This is a genomic window from Wolbachia endosymbiont (group A) of Opomyza germinationis, assembly GCF_964264765.1.
Taxonomy (GTDB): domain Bacteria; phylum Pseudomonadota; class Alphaproteobacteria; order Rickettsiales; family Anaplasmataceae; genus Wolbachia; species Wolbachia pipientis.
Window position 1 is genome coordinate 40,518 of record NZ_OZ183482.1, and the last position, 17,849, is coordinate 58,366.

The 17,849-nt window shown below is 35.2% G+C and carries 13 protein-coding genes; 3 read left to right on the top strand and 10 right to left on the bottom strand.

From position 1 onward, the window contains the following. Positions 1-15: 15 nt before the first annotated feature. Positions 16-1,245: a cytochrome b gene (locus tag ACFEL3_RS00205; protein WP_006280242.1), complete on the bottom strand. Its 1,230-nt coding sequence runs from the start codon at positions 1,243-1,245 to the stop codon at positions 16-18. A 104-nt stretch (positions 1,246-1,349) separates the two neighbouring features. Continuing rightward, entirely contained in the window at positions 1,350-1,520 is a 171-nt protein-coding gene (locus ACFEL3_RS00210; protein WP_010082675.1) for a J domain-containing protein, read from the bottom strand. Between the two features lie 68 nt (positions 1,521-1,588). Here ACFEL3_RS00210 and ACFEL3_RS00215 point away from each other — a divergent pair, with 68 nt between their 5' ends. After that, entirely contained in the window at positions 1,589-3,118 is a 1,530-nt protein-coding gene (locus tag ACFEL3_RS00215) for an N-acetylmuramoyl-L-alanine amidase (protein ID WP_223823148.1), read from the top strand. Between the two features lie 19 nt (positions 3,119-3,137). Here the strand turns inward: ACFEL3_RS00215 and ACFEL3_RS00220 are convergent, their stop codons facing one another. Beyond that, complete coding sequence (locus tag ACFEL3_RS00220) at positions 3,138-3,386, bottom strand: J domain-containing protein (protein ID WP_022626406.1); 249 nt, start codon at positions 3,384-3,386, stop codon at positions 3,138-3,140. Positions 3,387-3,558: 172 nt separating this feature from the next. On the opposite strand from ACFEL3_RS00220, the gene ACFEL3_RS00225 reads away from it, so the two are divergent. Both ACFEL3_RS00225 and hisS read left to right on the top strand, forming a co-directional pair. Beyond that, complete coding sequence (locus tag ACFEL3_RS00225; RefSeq protein ID WP_022626407.1) at positions 3,559-4,122, top strand: NifU family protein; 564 nt, start codon at positions 3,559-3,561, stop codon at positions 4,120-4,122. Beyond that, complete coding sequence (gene hisS / locus ACFEL3_RS00230; protein ID WP_010963026.1) at positions 4,119-5,345, top strand: histidine--tRNA ligase; 1,227 nt, start codon at positions 4,119-4,121, stop codon at positions 5,343-5,345. Before ACFEL3_RS00225 ends, hisS begins: the two co-directional genes overlap by 4 nt. 20 nt (positions 5,346-5,365) lie before the next feature. On the opposite strand, the gene surE is transcribed toward hisS, so the two are convergent. The 7 genes from surE to bamA all read right to left on the bottom strand — a co-directional run bounded on the left by surE (position 5,366) and on the right by bamA (position 17,844). Then, entirely contained in the window at positions 5,366-6,118 is a 753-nt protein-coding gene (surE, locus tag ACFEL3_RS00235) for a 5'/3'-nucleotidase SurE (protein WP_010081939.1), read from the bottom strand. A 2,282-nt stretch (positions 6,119-8,400) separates the two neighbouring features. Next, a complete protein-coding gene (ffh, locus tag ACFEL3_RS00240) occupies positions 8,401-9,744 on the bottom strand; it encodes a signal recognition particle protein (protein WP_095742798.1) in 1,344 nt (447 codons plus the stop codon). After that, positions 9,729-11,288, bottom strand: coding sequence for a proton-conducting transporter membrane subunit (locus ACFEL3_RS00245; RefSeq protein WP_038228212.1), 1,560 nt, complete (start codon positions 11,286-11,288; stop codon positions 9,729-9,731). Before ACFEL3_RS00245 ends, ffh begins: the two co-directional genes overlap by 16 nt. Before the next feature lie 303 nt (positions 11,289-11,591). Further along, positions 11,592-14,474 carry an FAD-dependent oxidoreductase gene (locus ACFEL3_RS00250; RefSeq protein ID WP_010963032.1) on the bottom strand — a complete coding sequence of 961 codons (2,883 nt, stop codon included), beginning with the start codon at positions 14,472-14,474 and terminating at the stop codon, positions 11,592-11,594. Between the two features lie 45 nt (positions 14,475-14,519). Further along, a complete protein-coding gene (gene fabZ, locus ACFEL3_RS00255) occupies positions 14,520-14,951 on the bottom strand; it encodes a 3-hydroxyacyl-ACP dehydratase FabZ (protein ID WP_375316762.1) in 432 nt (143 codons plus the stop codon). 4 nt (positions 14,952-14,955) lie between these two features. After that, entirely contained in the window at positions 14,956-15,507 is a 552-nt protein-coding gene (locus ACFEL3_RS00260; protein WP_010082083.1) for an OmpH family outer membrane protein, read from the bottom strand. After that, positions 15,508-17,844 carry an outer membrane protein assembly factor BamA gene (gene bamA / locus ACFEL3_RS00265; RefSeq protein ID WP_138264850.1) on the bottom strand — a complete coding sequence of 779 codons (2,337 nt, stop codon included), beginning with the start codon at positions 17,842-17,844 and terminating at the stop codon, positions 15,508-15,510. Positions 17,845-17,849 lie beyond the last annotated feature (5 nt).

Genomic DNA, 17,849 nt, shown 5'->3' on the forward strand with positions numbered 1-17,849 from the left:
TGCTTTGAATTGACATCACCTCATCTCCGGCACAGAATCACTTAAGGTTTTTGGTGGTTCTTTTGGCTTTTCATACTTACTAAGCAGTGGTAAAACTATCACAAAGTATGCAAAGTAATAAAGAGTAGATAGCCTACTCATAGTGATGTAAGGCTCTTTTACCTCTTGTCCTCCAAGCCAGGCAAGAAGTACAAAATTTATTGCAAAAACCCAAAAAAATTTCTTAAACACCGGGCGATAAGCACCACTTTTAACTTTTGATTTATCAAGCCAAGGTAACAAAAACCACACTAAAATAGACGCAAACATGGTAAGCACACCAGTAAGTTTATCTGGAATTGAACGTAGCATTGCATAAAAAGGTAAAAAATACCACTCTGGCACTATATGTACCGGAGTGACCATAGAATCAGCTTCTATATAATTGTCTGGATGCCCAAGATAATTGGGAGCATAGAAAACAAATGCGAACAAAACTACAAAAAACAGACCAAAAGTTATGCAATCCTTGACTATATAATAAGGATAGAGAGGGATGGTATCCTTATCTGATTTTACCTCCACTCCACTTGGGTTACCAGAGCCAAACCTATGCAGAGCTATCACATGAAGCATAGCTAAAGCAATAATAACAAAAGGCAGAAGATAATGCAGAGCGAAAAAACGGTTAAGTGTTGGGTTATCCACTGAAAAACCACCCCATAACCATATAACTATTTTATTGCCAATTAAAGGTATAGCAGAAAATAAGTTGGTTATAACTGTTGCACCCCAGAAACTCATTTGTCCCCAAGGCAATACATATCCCATAAAGGCAGTTGCCATCATTGCAAAAAATATAAATATTCCAATAAACCACACCATCTCTCTCGGTCTTTTATAAGATCCGTAATATAATCCACGCATTATATGAACATAGACTACCATAAAGAAGAGCGATGCTCCAACAGCGTGAGTGTAGCGTATTAACCACCCGTAATTCACATCTCGCATTATGCGCTCTACACTATTAAACGCATAATCAACATGCGGAGTGTAGTGCATAGCAAGAAATATACCTGTTATTATTTGTAAAATCAGCGCTATACCAGCCAAAGAGCCAAAGTTCCAAGCATAATTTAAGTTTTTTGGCACTTGGTAAGAAGCAGTGTGTCTTAGAAAAGAAAATATAGGCAATCTATATTCTATCCATCCTAATATGCCTTTTTCTTCTTTTATTGTTTCTTTTTTGTTATCTTCCTGCATAACTTAAACCTTTCTGAACACATGTCCATTGCTACTTTTATCTTATTTTTTTATTGTAGCAACTTATCCTTTACGCACAAATAAAAACTTTAAAGCAATATTAATTACCTCTTCAGCAACCTGTCACGTGCTGCGTTTAATTTTTGTGCAAAATATTCCGAGCCTCCTTTATCTGGGTGAACTAATTTCATTAAATTTTGATATGCTTTATTGATTTCATTTTGGTTCGCTCCAGAATCTATTCCTAGCACTTTAAATGCTCCATCTCTGAACATGTTACTACTACCAGACTAGTATGATTTTGTCTTGTAAATTTATTCAACAACCCTATTCTAACTATATAATGAAAAATTATCTACAAAGTGTTTATGAAGATGGTATGAAAATCCAACTATCTAAAGTCAACAAATATTTATTAGTTTTACTGATTACTGTCTCAGCATTTCTCATATCTGGGCAAGTATCCAGTTCAAGCAATATCGAGAATGATTTTCAAGATTTACAAGAAAAATTACCATTATTGAAAGATCAGGATTTGTTATTTTTAGATCCAGCTTCAGCTTTAAATTATGGTGATAGGGCAGGTAAAAAAGTGTTAATGGTTATAGTTCACCATACTGAAACATCAACACTAAAAGGTACAAAAGATACGCTGAATGCTAGAGGATTGTCAGTTCATTTTATTGTCGATAGGGATGGCAGCATCACCTTAATGGTTCCATTAGAGAAAGAAGCATGGCATGCTGGTATTAGTTATGCAAGAGTTAAGGTAGATAGTAAGCTTGAAGAGTTACGGAAGCTTAACAACTATTCTGTAGGTATTGAAATTGTAAACACAGGACTTGAGCCTTTTCCGGAAGAGCAAATGAGATCTGTTAAAGAGCTGATTTTATACCTTATGGAGCGTTTTAAAATTAAAAGGGATATGATATTTAGTCATTCTGAAATAGGAACTATAGTGTATGATCCAGAGCTTGGCTATACAATGCGTAAACCAGATCCACACAAATTGTTTGATTGGGAGTTATTAGAGAAAAATGAAATTGGATTGCACATAAGTGACAGAATAAACCCTAAAGATGCTAAACACAAAATGGGCAAAACATTGTATAAAGCAGGTGATAGAAATGAAGGTATTTTGAAATTAAAACAAAGGCTGAACAGATTTTTCTATAAGATAGAACCTTGGAATGATAAGAAAGGTAATGTAATTTTTCCTGATAATAATGCTGATTACTCAGATGAGTTTGATGAGAATTTTGTATGGGTTATTTATCAGTTTTCAATACATAATTTACCAAGAGAAATTAGAAAAGATCTACCTCTTAAACTAGAACAAGCAGATATATTTCCTGAATTCTTTAGTGAATATAGTCATGGCATTTCTTCTAGTTATCTAACCTTTAGTGAAAAAATTAAATCGACTCTACAACCATGTTTAAGCAAAGTAGATTATGAGAATTTATTATCTTCTCTTGCACAATATGAGAATAACATTTCTCCTGATGCATCTACCACTTTAATGTACAAAATTAAGTTATACTATGATTCTTATTTAAGATATCGCATATGGTCTTCACTCTATAAACCATTTAAGCTTAATGTATTGGAAGAGTTAGAGATTTTAAAGAGTGGAGTGTTATCTTTAAAATCACTAGATAGCTCTAAAGCTGCAGAAGTTTCCAGTTTAATTGATAGCTTTAAAGTAGATATTTCTTTAGAATTTCAGGGTTTTGAAAAACAGTGGTTTCAGGAGTTTAAGAATGCTTGGAGACAAGAATTTATACCTTCCCTGGAAGAACAGATAACATGGACTGCACTACATGAAGCAATATTGGAGTATTTAGAAAAAGCAAAGGAAGAAATTCGTTAAACGAAAACTTTTTTTAAGATCACTTTTTTAACAATTTATCACGTGCCGCATTTAGCTTTTGCGCAAAATATTCCGAGCCTCCCTTATCTGGGTGAACTAATTTCATTAAATTTTGATATGCTTTATTGATTTCATTTTGACTTGCCTCAGGATTCAGCCCCAGTATCTTTAATGCTTCATCCTTGGACATGTTATCACCAGTGTAATTTTCAGTATAACTTCTACTGCTACTAAATTCGTTCAAAAACTTACTCAATATAGAGTTCATCATGAAACTCATATTATTTTTTTTTGTCAGGAAAAGAAAAAATATAACAACGCTAGGCAAGACAAATGTAATTACTATGAATACTAAAAAAAGAAAAAAGATGAATGACATGTATATTTTTTTATCATTTTATGATTAAATAGTAACAATTATAATTGTCATGGTAAATAACATGTTCATCCAGATTGAAGAAACACCAAACCCAAATACGCTAAAATTCCTTCCTGGATTTGAAATTTTAAACGAAGGAGAAACTGCTGATTTTTCAAATGCGAATGAGATAAAAAATTCTAAACTAGCAGCAAATCTTTTTCAAATAGAGCATGTGGTAAGAGTATTTTTCGGTCATGATTTTATTTCAGTAACAAAATTGGATGGAATTAATTGGGATATATTAAAAGTAGAAGTTTTAACTACAATCATGAATCACTTTACTTCTGGTGGAAAAGCACTAGATAAAGAAGAAGTGAATGATCCAGATGAAGAATTTTTTGATAAAAATGATATAGAAATTGTAAATAGAATAAAAGAATTGATGGAAAGTCATATCAAACCTGCAGTTGCTCAAGATGGTGGCGATATCAAATTTCGTGGCTATAAAGATGGAATAGTTTATGTTGAGTTGCAAGGAGCTTGCTCTGGATGCCCAAGTGCTGCAATTACTTTAAAGCAAGGAGTGCAAAATATGCTGAGCTACCACATACCAGAGATTGCAGGTATAGAGACCACACTATGACTAATCAAACGGTTAGAGGAACAAAAGATCTCCTGTTTGATGAATGGTACAAGTTTAAATACATAGAGCAAACAGCAAACAGAATCTCAAGTTTATACGGCTTTTTGCCCGCCCAAACTCCAATATTTGAGTGCACGGAGGTTTTTACAAAAACCTTAGGTGATAGCTCAGACATCATCACTAAAGAGATGTATAGCTTCAATGATAAAGGGGGAAAGAGCATAACTTTACGTCCTGAGTTCACTGCAGCGATTGTCAGGCTACTCATTGAAAAAAAACTGCAAACACCGATAAAATTATTCTCAACAGGACCTGCATTTCGCTATGAAAGACCGCAAAAGGGAAGACAAAGGCAATTTCATCAGATAAATTTTGAGGTTTTTGGCATAGAAGATCCAAAAGCTGATATTGAATTGATATCACTCGCTCAGCACTTACTAACTGAATTTGGCATCAATAAAAATGTAAAGCTGGAAATCAACTCTTTAGGTGATGGTGAAACAATAACTAAATATAGAGAAGCTTTGATCTTATACTTTACAAAGTATCAAAATGATCTATCAGAAGATAGCAAAAATAGGTTGATCAAAAATCCACTCAGAATACTGGATTCCAAGGATGAGAAAGATAAATCAATAATTTCTGATGCGCCTAAAATCAGCAATTATTATACGAAAGAGTCCTCAGATTTCTTTGAACAAATACTAAATGGATTAACAATTCTTGATATACCTTATACCGTAAACAATAAACTAGTTCGAGGTTTGGATTATTATTGCCACACAGTGTTTGAGTTTGTTACAGAGGATTTAGGTGCACAAGGGGCAGTTTTTGCCGGTGGAAGATACGATAATTTAGTATCTTCAGTAGGTGGAAAACACACTCCAGCAATAGGATTTGCAGGGGGTATTGAGCGCATAATGGAGTTAATCAATTATTCTCCGAAAGAAGAGCGACCTATTTACCTAATTCCAATCGGTAGAGAGGCTGAAAAACATGCTTTAACACTTGCAAATGAATTGCGCAGAAATGGTTTATATGTAATCTATGAATATAGCGGAACGCTCAGAACCCGAATGAAAAAAGCAAATCAAGCAAATGCTAAAGCTGCTTTAATCTTTGGCGATGAAGAATTGAGTAGTAAAACTTTAAAGATTAAAAACATGGATACAGGTGAAGAAAAAATAATTGCTCGCGATAACACAATAGAAAATATCTATTAGGAGCAATGCAAATGTTTTTCTCAGTCAGCTATAGAAGAAAATTCGTCTGCACAAGAATTTTTCATAGTATTCAAAGTATCATAATCTGTAAAATCTAATTTTACCGGTGTAATAGTAATAAATCCTTCTTTTATTTTATTTATACTACCACTGCCTGAGTGCTCTCGAGACCAATTTAAGCTAAAAGAGCCATTCGAATTTTCAGTAAAAGTTAAATCCCCATCAATGTTATATTCACCTTGTTCAGCAAATTCTACTCCTTTTACTTTTTCCGTAGCAGGAAAATTTACACTCATCACTATGTTTTTAGGCCAACCAACCTTAACTAGCTTGGCAATAACCTTTGGTGCAAAAACCTTTGTATTGTGCCAGTCTATTTTATCATGATAAACTTGGCTCAGCGCAATAGAAGGTATAGACCTTGCAGCACCTTCCATTACAGCACCAATTGTTCCTGAATAACAAATATCGTCCCCGACATTTGATCCAATATTTACTCCGGACAATATTAAGTCTGGTTTTTTATTCATAACTTTATTTAGCGCAATAATGACACAATCTGCAGGAGTACCAGACACACTAAATTCCCTTTCACTATGTTGTTTTATTCCAATAGATTGTTTCACTGGATAATCAAGAGATCTTGCAGCTCCGCTTCTATCAGTATCTGGTGCCACTATCCATATTTCTGACGCAAAATTCCGTGCAACCTCTTTGAGTAATTTTATTCCTTCACTTCCAAAGCCATCATCGTTTGTTATCAATATTATCATATACAATACTCAGCTATACAGCTCCAAATTATGTAAACCACTGGCTGTAAATAAACTCATGAGGCTTTAAGTTTCTTTGCATAACTGTGGACTGTAACAAAGAACCTGCTGTAAATCAATAGATTTCTTGCACAGGCCATAACTGTCATTACAATAGAAACGAAAAAACTTACTTGACAAACTCCGCCAGCCCCCTTATCATGAAGCTGAAGCTATTTATTTATCTTCTCTGTACAGATTAAATGACAAAAAAACTCACGTATCTGGCGTCTCATGTTTAATTTTTTGCACTATGTGCACCTTATGTCTTTATCAAACTTCTACCTACATAAGCTGAAACGCGCTTATAAAGCGTTTAAAACATAAAAAAACGCCAACTTAAAAAATGGATAGTGAATAACTAGCTACCCTAGGGTTTCTTTTGCCTTTTTTTCTGTTTAGTAAATTTCTTAAACATTTATAGCTAAGGTTAGTTGCATTTAAAAGCAGCTGAGTCGCGGTTATTAAGCGTTTAGAATAAAAAAACGCCATACTTGAAAGTATAATGTAAGTAATTAGCCAACTACGGGGCTTCTTTTGCCTTTTTTTCTGTTTAGTAAATTTCTTAAATATTTATAGCTAAACGACAACCGTCATCCCGCTGCTTGTTAGCGGGATCTAGAGATACCGCGAATGAATCGCGGTATGACGTAGGACTGCTGTCATTCCAGTCTGGAATCCAAAAAAAAGGATGATGTCATCCCAGTGCCCTGACTACTTGGATCCAGTTTTCTTTACAAATTCACAAAAAGTGCTTCATTCTATAACGCAAAACCCATACTCACCAAACCCAATGCATTACTTGCAATTAAGTTTCCTGGATCCAAGTAGTCAAGCTACTCGGATGACACCCTTTTGGATGGAGACCAGTGTCAGCTACTTTCATGACACCATTCTTTTTCCTGGATCCAAGTAGTCAGGGCACTAGGATGACAAGAGAAAGAGGCTACTGGGATGACAGCTACCCTGACAATCGTCATCCCACTACGTGTTAGCGGGATCTAGAGATACCACGGCGGTATGACGGTTCGCAGCGGTATAGTAACTCGTCATCCCGCTGCTTGTTAGCGGGATCTCTTGTTAGCGGATGAGATACCGCGAATGAATCGCGGTATGACGTGTTGAAACAATCCGATAAGGTAAGCCTCGTCATCCCGCTACGTGTTAGCGGGATCTAGAGATACCGCGGCGGTATGACGGTTCGCAGCGGTATAGTAACTCGTCATCCCGCTGCTTGTTAGCGGATGAGATACCGCGAATGAATCGCGGTATGACGTGTTGAAACAATCCGATAAGGTAAGCCTCGTCATCCCGCTACGTGTTAGCGGGATCTAGAGATACCACGGCGGTATGACGGTTCGCAGCGGTATAGTAACTCGTCATCCCGCTGCTTGTTAGCGGGATCTCTTGTTAGCGGCTGAGATACCGCGAATGAATCGCGGTATGACGTGTTGAAACAATCCGATAAGGTAAGCCTCGTCATCCCGCTACGTGTTAGCGGGATCTAGAGATACCACGGCGGTATGACGGTTCGCAGCGGTATAGTAACTCGTCATCCCGCTGCTTGTTAGCGGATGAGATACCGCGAATGAATCGCGGTATGACGTGTTGAAACAATCCGATAAGGTAAGCCTCGTCATCCCGCTACGTGTTAGCGGGATCTAGAGATACCGCGGCGGTATGACGGTTCGCAGCGGTATAGTAACTCGTCATCCCGCTGCTTGTTAGCGGGATCTCTTGTTAGCGGATGAGATACCGCGAATGAATCGCGGTATGACGTGTTGAAACAATCCGATAAGGTAAGCCTCGTCATCCCGCTACGTGTTAGCGGGATCTAGAGATACCGCGGCGGTATGACGGTTCGCAGCGGTATAGTAACTCGTCATCCCGCTGCTTGTTAGCGGGATCTCTTGTTAGCGGATGAGATACCGCGAATGAATCGCGGTATGACGGTGTAGATAGTATCCCGCTGCTTGTTAGCGGATGAGATACCGCGAATGAATCGCGGTATGACGTGTTGAAACAATCCGATAAGGTAAGCCTCGTCATCCCGCTACGTGTTAGCGGGATCTAGAGATACCGCGGCGGTATGACGTGTTGCTTGGGTCAGCTATAGTATTTCTTAAAATTAATAATAAATTTCTTGGCTAGCAAGAAGCTGTAAATTTTTTTGCGAGACCTAAGCCGCTTTTGATATAGCTAAAGGTTTACTGATGATTTGTCTCATTCCACTACCTGCTGACTTACTTTCTGCTTAGCATATCCATCAAATCAGATTCTTTGAGTTTACTATGGTCAACTTTACTGAACTTATTTACCATAGAGCTCATTTGATTATACTGCTTAATTAGAAGATTAATGTCAGTTACAGTTGTTCCGGACCCCTTAGAAATTCTAAGTCTTCTTTTGCCATTTAAAATATCTGGATTTTGCCTTTCTTTTTCAGTCATTGAGTTTATGATGGCTATATATTTTTTCACTTTATTGTCATCTGGCACACTGCTACTTAGCTTTTTTGTAAATGAACTAGGAATGAATTTCATTATGTTGCTAATGCCATCCATTTTACTCAGAGTTTTTAACATTCCCACTAGGTCGTTTAGGTCGAATTTACCTTTTTTCACTTTCTTTTGTAACTTATCAATTTCTTCCTGACCAACAATCTCAGCAGCTTTTTCAACCAATGAGACAACATCACCCATGCTAAGTATCCTTTTTGCAATTCTATCGGGATAAAAATCATCGAGGTCACTTAATTTTTCACCACAAGCAATAAATTTAATTGGACAATCGGCGATCATTTTCATAGAAAGAGCAGCACCACCACGTGCATCACCATCAACACGGGTGAGAATAATGCCGGTTACACCTATTACCTCATTGAATGATTTGGCAATGTTGACCGCATCCTGGCCTATCATTGCGTCGGCTACTAAAATAACTTCTGCAGGTGAAGCTATTTCCTTTACGGCTTTCAACTCATTCATCATATTATTGTCAATATGAAGCCTGCCTGCAGTGTCTAGTATTAATACATCATAATTATCGTTCTTTGCTATTGCTATTGCCCTTTTTGTAATTGTAATGGGCTTCTCATCTATTACTACAGGTAAAGTTTGCACATCTATTTGTTTACCTAGCACTTCAAGTTGTTTCTGGGCAGCAGGCCTATAAATGTCTAAAGAGGCAAGCATCACTTTTTTCTTTTGCTTTTTTAGTTTTAAAGCAAGCTTTCCTGAGGTAGTTGTTTTACCTGCACCTTGTAAGCCCACCATCATAATCACAGCAGGGGGTTTAACTGCTAGATTTAAGTCACTTTTCTCTGATCCGAGAACTGCAACTAAATTATCCTGTACAATTTTAATTATCATTTGTGCTGGAGAAACACTTTTTATGACTTTTTCCCCAATCACTTTATCTTTAATGTCGTTGATGAATTTTTTTGCAACTTCAAGTGAAACGTCAGCTTCAATTAAGGCTATGCGTATTTCACGCATGGCAAGATTAAAATCATCTTCAGAAATGATTGACTTTCCTCTCAGTTTACTAAATACAGAATTTAAACTTTCAGTTAACGATTTAAACATAATAGCATTAGTAGAATACTCATTAAAAAGAGAGAAGAAGCTGAAACAAAACTCACTGAGTTATAACTCAGCACTTCTTTAAGTTTAGTAATATTATTAAAGTATAAACCAACAAGTGGATTAGTCAAGTTTTGCACTACGCTGGCAAACATTTCTCTAGTTTTAGAGACTAACTGATTGAACAGCAAGATAATATAGGGTATGAAAGCTCTAAAAATCCAATCAACATCCATTTTAAAATTTACTCTCGGGTAAAATAACTTGCGTAAAGGAATAAACAATAAAGTGGTACATAGTAATAAATTAAATTGCGACCAAATATTTTTTGTGTTGTACACAAAATCGAAAATCGAAGGTTTATTGTAAATAGGTAAGTAAGGATTGCCAGCGATTACGCATATAAATGCTAAAATAATCATAGTCATTTTGCTTCCTCTCTCTGCTAAAGGTTTTGACTTACTTTTTGCAATAAATAAGTAATAAAGAAACTTTAGCCCCACGCTTAAATGAAGCAGCAAATTTAGAAGCTTATATAAATTTTTATACCCTTTTAAGGCAACAGTGTTCATTTCAATTTCAGCTGTGATATATGATTTACTGATAAATCCAACGGTTCCAGGAAATGCAGCCATTGTAAGTATTGCGATTATAGCACACATGCCTTCCACTGACATCAGTTTACCCACTCCATTAAAACTAATTGTTTTTGTTTGTGAAATAATCGAATTACTGACCACAAACAATAATGATTGATAAACAAGAGAGAAGATTATATGCAGTATCAAAATTGGTATTGCTTTTTCCGAAGGACTGAGCAAACTTCCTGCAATAATCAGCAAGCCCATTTGTCCTACAACGTTATAGCATAAAAATCTGCGAATATTTTGCTCAAGAGAAGCAAATATAATGCTGTAAATTGCAGTGATGGCGCCTACAAGCGCTAATATTTCAGTACAATCTTGCCATAGGTTATAAGTGTGTAAAAGCATCACTAAAAAAGAGACTTTAGTGGTAAATAAAGAGAGATATGTGGTGCCATGTAGCGATGCAGCAGGATATGCATCAACAACCCAAAATGAAAAAGGAAAACAAGCGCAGTTTATCAATAAACCCAAAATTATCAGGTTAGTGCTTTGAAGTGCCAATCCTGCTATTAATATAACTCCAACGAAAAAGTGTACACAAGCGTACCTTATTGCAGGTCCACTATCTCTACAGCTAGCTGCGATAATAAAAAATGCACTGATGGTCATTAATTCACAGAATATTATAACCAATATCATATGTTCAGATAAAACTGCATAAAGTGAACTAATAGTGTAAGCAGCAAAAGATAGCATCTCTGAAAAAGTCAAATTTTGTGCTGGTAGAACAGCTAAAAATGCAACTGATAAAAAAGATATTAGTATGGTACGAAAAGATAAATCAAAATCTAGAATTGGGAGAGACCAATTTACTGCAATGCTCAAATTTTCAGGTAATTTTAGGACTATAACTATTAATACAGTCAGTAGAAGTAACAGTGACGATTTATAAAGTTGCACAATAATTAAAACCAATATGGTTTATGCTATCTCAATATATGAATAAAATCAATTTGCATATTAACCACTAATTAAACTAATTATCATATAATTATATCAGAGTTTAGAGGGTTATAGAGAAACCGGTCAGATTAGGTTTTTAATCTAATCTGACCGATAGCTTTAATAGTGAGGTAAGCTTTAATATAGCACTCCTAATTCATAACGCTACACTCGTGCATAATTTATTTTTAATTTGTGCACGAGCGTTAGTAAATTATTTACTTTTTGAAATAAAATTTGGCATCACTTTAATATTGAGACTTAGTAAACCTCAGTAGGTCTGCCAGTTGGGCCCATAAGAATTATTTGCTCGCCTTCTCTTAAGTGTCTGCATAAATTAGTGGAGCCGCCGATTTCCAGCACAATAGTGGAAATAATTCCTTTTTTTTTGTCTACTTCAGTGCCGGTTACGGCTATACCTTCCATAGCAAGGTTTGTATTATTGGCTTTTCTGCCATTGGTTTCAAAATTTTGCAATCTAAAGAATTGCCCAGGCTTAAAATTCTTTGCCGCAAGTGGTGCTTTGATCACTATTTCCACAACTTTGTCTGTTAAATATTGAACTTTTATAACCTTTGCAGTGAATTGCTCTTTGATTCTATTAAATAATTCTTTATTAGCCAGGTCTTCAACACTTGACCACGCATTTTTTTTCTGGCCCACAACATCACACACTGGAATGACAGAAACGAAGCTATTAACTCCACTCAAAAGCTGAGAAATAATAGGGTAGCCGTTTTTAGCACTTGCCATAGCTTTCACGACGCTGCCACTATACGAAGGGTGAAGATCACCAAAAAAGCTGATTGTTTTATTGCCTTGCTTATACACTAATATTCTATCTTTATTTTGCATTTTAGGAGAAAATATTGGGTCTATTTCTTTTCCTGATGAATTCAAATGAGTAAAATACCCATTACTTAATTTAAAATGCTTTTTATCTTCTGTTGCAATAACTGTATTTGGCTCAGTACCTGCTGCTATAAAAATAGAACGTGCTTTTATACGTTTGATTTCGCCGGATTTTGTGTCTATCAGTTTTATTAATTCAGCATGGTTATATTTATCCGTCACAACTTCAACTGGCTCTAAGTTTTCAATAAAGTAAATTCCTTCTGACAGTGCATTTTGCACCTCTTCGCTATTTAATCGATAACTTGGTGAATCTTTTAGCTCTTTTCTATATATAACTTTCACTCCCCCGAGGCTCTGCATTAACTCTAATATTTTTATTTCTCTATTCTCTTTTTTTGCTAACTTTTGCTTTTCTCGGATCAATTGTGCGTGCGATATAAACTCATTCGCAATTTCGCGCTCTTCTTCTGTCCAATCTTTTTCAACACAGTCCTTTCCATACTTATCAACTAATATCTCATAACGAAGAAGAAATTTTTCTACTTGAATTGGATAATACGCTAAAGCTTCAGTGGCAGTGTCAATCGCAGTAAGCCCCGCCCCTATGACAACTATCGGCATACGAACTTGCAGATTTGCTATAGAATCAAATTTAAGAGCGCCAGTCAGTTGTAACGACATCAGAAAATCAGATGCCATGCGTACTCCACGAGCTAGTATGTTTTTTATTTTGATCATTCGTGGCTTACCAGAGCCAAGTGCTAGGGCGATGTGATCAAAACCCAAGTTGAACGCGTCATCAGCATTAATCGTGCCACCAAAACGAATGCCTCCATAAAGTACGAAATTCTCACGTCTTTCCAGCAGTAATCTAATAATCTTTAAGTAATTCTTATCCCACCGAGAAGTAATGCCATATTCTGCCACCCCACCAAACCCTCCTGCCGTGCGTTCACTCAATTTTTCGTGTTTGAAATCTTTAATTAGCTGGAAATTATCGATCAAAGGTTCAATCTTTAGTCCATCAATGGTGATAACGTTATGCCCATCATTCAACAAATGATGAGCTAAATTAAAACCAGCAGGACCAAGGCCTACAACTAGAACGTTTTTTCCGGTGTTTTCTCTTGGCAATGAACGCTGAAAATTTAAAGGATTCCAACGGCTGAGCAGAGAATATATTTCAAATCCGTACGGTAAACTGAGCACATCATCCAGAATCCTTGTTTCAATTGCTGGCACATTTACGGGTTCTTGTTTTTGATATATGCACGAATTCATGCAGTCATTGCATATTCTGTGTCCAGTAGCCGCGCATAATGGGTTATCTATCATCACAATTGCAAGACTTGCTATGCTGTACCCTTCGCTTTTCACCAGATTCATTTCTGATATTTTCTGCTCTAGTGGGCAGCCGTGCAGTTCAACTCTAAGTGGAGACTTTTTGAAAGTATTGTCATCATTAATTAGCCCCTTTGAGCAGCTATCCTTACTTTGCTTATGACAAAATATGCAGTAGTGAGCATTATCCAATGCTTTATCTAAACTAGCCTTTTCACTTGTTAGGTCAAAACCGTATCGTCTTTTTACTTCATTTGAATACAGCACTTCAACTTTGTCTACTTCTTTTTTAGAAAATGGTATGAGGTTTTCGTGGTCAATTTTTTTATGTATGCTAAATAATATACTCTGTTTATTTTTTACTCTCCACACTGCATATTGTGCCGCAAGTTCTATTTCCTCTTTGTGATTTTCTTTATCTTCAAACCAATGCATCACCTGCTCAGCAAAATTTTTTTCTGTTGTTGGCAAAGTGAGAAAATGACTTAGTTTGTTAGTAATATCTATATTCGCCACATTAGTGTATTTCTTCAATGCATAGCGTTGGACAAATAATCTTTTGCACTTATATATTACAGCAAAGTCGTTGTGCTTTTTCTTTAGCTCCTCTATTTCTTTTTCAACATTAAAAAGTTTTGCAATAAATTCATCAAGTAAATATGAGAGGTCTATAATGAGCTGGCTATCTGTCATCCAAGTAGCTGACCGTTCTTCTTGTTTTCTAGATCCCAGTGTCAAGCACTGGGATGACGGGGGGTGACACTGGGATGATGGGAGGTGACACTGGGATGACATCGAAGAAGAAGCTGCTTTTTCTCTTGCTTCAATTAATGAACAAAACAAGCTCTCATCACATGATTTAATATAATTCAAAAATGTCTCATCTAATTTTGTTAATCCATTGCGAGTATATAGATTCGAAAATGAGATTTTGAAATTCAGCTTCATTGCTATACTATAAAGTGTACATGCTGTTTCTTACAGATGAAGATTTTATTTATTTTGCAATACTGCTGAGATTGTTGCTTCTGCAACTTTTTCTTCGCTAACAGATGCAATACACCTAAATTTGTATACACCTAAACACACACTTTGAATGTTAGCTTGAAGAATCAATGTGTCCCCTGGAGTAACTAGCTTTCTGAATTTTGCATTTTCAATGGATCTCAAGTAAACAACTTTATTTTCTATTGTTTCTTTACCTAGAACACATATAGCAGATGCCTGAGCTAGAGATTCAATTATCAAGACTCCTGGCATTATCGGATGACCAGGGAAGTGGCCAATAAAAAATGGCTCATTGAAAGTCACATTTTTGATTGCTTTTATACTTTTACCAGGATCACACTCTATAACTCTATCTACTAAGAGAAACGGATGAGAATGTGGTAGTGTTTTTATAATATCACTGATATTAAATTGCATAAGTCTATTCAATGCCTTTTAAAGCAAATTCAGGTATTTCCTTGTTTATATTGTTTAATACCACATCTGATAAATCAACTTCATCCATGGAGTATAAAACTTGGTTCTTTTTTGAAATAAATAGTACCAAATCTATGTTGTTTTTTTCTGCCGTTTTTTTAGCGACTTCTTTTATCTTGTTAAAAACACTCTCTACTGCTTCTCTATAGCTTTCTTCTAAATGTAACATTTTTTTAGCATAATTATCTCTAACATTTACAGTGTGCTTATTAAATTGTCCTGTCTTTTCCTTTTTTGCTTCTTCTGACAAAAGGTCAAATTCTTCTTTTGATGGCTTAAGTTTTTCTAACTCATTTTCAAATTCTTGTTGTAATCTAGAATTCTGCTCCTTTATTTGTTGTTGTATATTTTGCAGAGCAAGAGATTCATTGATGACTTTTTCACTATCGATAATTGCAGCCTTTGTGTTCTGAGGTTGATATCCTACAAACTTATACCCCACAAATAAGGAAATAATTAAGGCAATAACTGATATAAATAACTGTATATATTTCATTCAAATCCCCGCTTCAATAGAAAATTTAACATTTGGTGATGGTATTATATCATAAGATTCCTTTACTAAAGGAAACCCGAAATCCAATCTAAGTCTACCAAAAGGAGAAAGCATTGAAAAGCCAAAACCTGGTGACACTCTCACAAGCTTGCTATCATAGTATTTCCCTTCATACTTCTTATTTTTATCATCTAAGCCAAAAAGTGTTGCATAGTCAACAAATAGTGAGCCTTTGATACCAGCATAGTCATATAGTTTTGGTAGAGGAAAATCCACTTGCTGTGTTAGATTAAAATAAGTTTTGCCTCCTAATGAGCTTTTATTTTTGTCTTCTGCTCTTGGTCCAATACCGGAAAGGTCAAACCCTCTAATCTCATTACCCCCTTTAAAAAAGTGCTGGCCAATGTTTAGATTTTCATCAGTATAAGAAAAAATATGACCTGCCGCCATCTTAAAGCGTAGCGTTATATCATCGTCAATTTTGCTTAATATAGGGTGCGTATAAAAAGATAAGAATTCAGATTTCAGGAAATTCACGTTTCCTCCCAATCCTGAAATATCCTGACTTAAGCGCAGTAAATACCCTTCTTTTGGAGTATAGAGGTTATCCAGTTTATTATATGCCAACGTGTATCCCACTGATGAAATCTGATGTTTACCTTTTCGGTCCAGTATTATTTCAGAGATATCGGTGTCTTGTCCACCCTTATTATCCATGTGTATATGATTATACTTATAAGAATAGCGAAGGGAATTAGTTAAGTTCTCTGTGACTTTATATGATAACTTTGTAAAAAATCCCATATCGCAACTATCAAAAGTAGTGTTTGGTTTATCTTGTTTTTCATAAAATACACCCATGCCTAGTGACGTATCAGAATCGTTAAAATTATTTTCAACAAACTCTAAATCAGTAGAAAATACGTATTGACTTTTTTCAAGAGCAAAAGAGAGCTCTTTTCCAGTACCAAATAAATTACGGTCTTTGAGGTCAATTTTAATCAATGCTCCACCAGGAAGAGACACACCTCCTCCCAAATACAACGAAGTAGTGTTTTTTTCTTTAACACTTAAGTCAAGATTTACTGCATTATCATTAACTGCATAACTATTTACTTTCACTGTTTCAAAAAAATCACTACTCATTAGTTTTTTACGTGACTTTTGAATCTCAGATATATTGTACGCATCACCTTCTGCTACACTTAGCTTACTTCTGATCACTTTATCTAAAGTGCGATCGTTACCATCAATTGTAATTTGATTTATATAAATCTTTTTACCCGGCAGCACTCTGTAGGTTACATCTACAACATTGTCACGTTGTGCATACTCTGGATTAACTTTTGCAAATATATATCCTTTCTCATTTAAATATTTGTTTATTTTTTCTACTGTATTATTAATTTTAACTCTATTAAATATCTTATCGTTTTCCTCTGTTATAAAATCCAATATTTCTTCTTTTAGGCTCAAATCCTGAATTTCAGTTTCAATATTAACCTCATTATTTCCAAATAAATACTGCTGTCCTTCGTCAATCAAAAAAGTTAACTCTGTTTGATTGTTATTATCAACCTCAACAATTGGTTGAATATTATTTTGAATATATCCTTTAGATGAATAAAAATGATCGAGCAATTCTGTGTTAATCAATAGATATTGCGGTGAATAATGATTTCCGCCTTTAAAAATAGCTCTAAATAACTTACTAAATATGTCATTACTATGTCTTTTGATAACTTGCTCTAGCTCATTTTCAGAAAAGTTTTTGTTGCCTATAAATCTTATATCCTTAATTTTAGAGGTTTTGCCTTCTTTTATTTTAAAAATTAGATTGACTCTATTGCCATCAAGCTTATTCAGGTCATATTCAATTTTAACACCAATCTTACCGTTATTTCTATAAGTAGTGACTAAATTCACTAAATCGTTTTGCAATTTTGTTTCAGTTAAAATAGTTAGCGACTTTGATTGAATCACATTACTTAGCAGCTCTTTGCTGTTAAATAACTTATTGCCTTTTAACACTACCTTGTTAATCAGTGGATTTTCTTGAATTTTTATTACTAAATTTTTTTTATCATCTATGTAAGCATTAACACTAGCAAATAACTTTGTTTTATATAGATCTTTTATAATTGAGTCTATATCATCGTCGTTTATATAATCACCAGATTTTAGTTTTATATAGAACCCTATTGTCTGGTTGCTTACCCTCTCATTACCAATACATTTGACATCTTTCACCTGCACTTTTTCCGCAGTTCCTAAAGCAACAAGCAGGGCAGGAAAAGAAATAAAAACCACTACCAGTATATAAAATAGCTTTTTCATATTTT

Excerpts from the sequence above, each read along its gene's own strand:
- ACFEL3_RS00205 (WP_006280242.1), bottom strand. The coding sequence starts at position 1,245 with ATGCAGGAAGATAACAAAAAAGAAACAATAAAAGAAGAAAAAGGCATA.
- ACFEL3_RS00210 (WP_010082675.1), bottom strand. The coding sequence starts at position 1,520 with ATGTTCAGAGATGGAGCATTTAAAGTGCTAGGAATAGATTCTGGAGCG.
- ACFEL3_RS00215 (WP_223823148.1), top strand. The coding sequence starts at position 1,589 with ATGAAAAATTATCTACAAAGTGTTTATGAAGATGGTATGAAAATCCAA.
- ACFEL3_RS00220 (WP_022626406.1), bottom strand. The coding sequence starts at position 3,386 with ATGAACTCTATATTGAGTAAGTTTTTGAACGAATTTAGTAGCAGTAGA.
- ACFEL3_RS00225 (WP_022626407.1), top strand. The coding sequence starts at position 3,559 with ATGTTCATCCAGATTGAAGAAACACCAAACCCAAATACGCTAAAATTC.
- hisS (WP_010963026.1), top strand. The coding sequence starts at position 4,119 with ATGACTAATCAAACGGTTAGAGGAACAAAAGATCTCCTGTTTGATGAA.
- surE (WP_010081939.1), bottom strand. The coding sequence starts at position 6,118 with ATGATAATATTGATAACAAACGATGATGGCTTTGGAAGTGAAGGAATA.
- ffh (WP_095742798.1), bottom strand. The coding sequence starts at position 9,744 with ATGTTTAAATCGTTAACTGAAAGTTTAAATTCTGTATTTAGTAAACTG.
- ACFEL3_RS00250 (WP_010963032.1), bottom strand. The coding sequence starts at position 14,474 with ATGAAGCTGAATTTCAAAATCTCATTTTCGAATCTATATACTCGCAAT.
- fabZ (WP_375316762.1), bottom strand. The coding sequence starts at position 14,951 with ATGCAATTTAATATCAGTGATATTATAAAAACACTACCACATTCTCAT.
- ACFEL3_RS00260 (WP_010082083.1), bottom strand. The coding sequence starts at position 15,507 with ATGAAATATATACAGTTATTTATATCAGTTATTGCCTTAATTATTTCC.
- bamA (WP_138264850.1), bottom strand. The coding sequence starts at position 17,844 with ATGAAAAAGCTATTTTATATACTGGTAGTGGTTTTTATTTCTTTTCCT.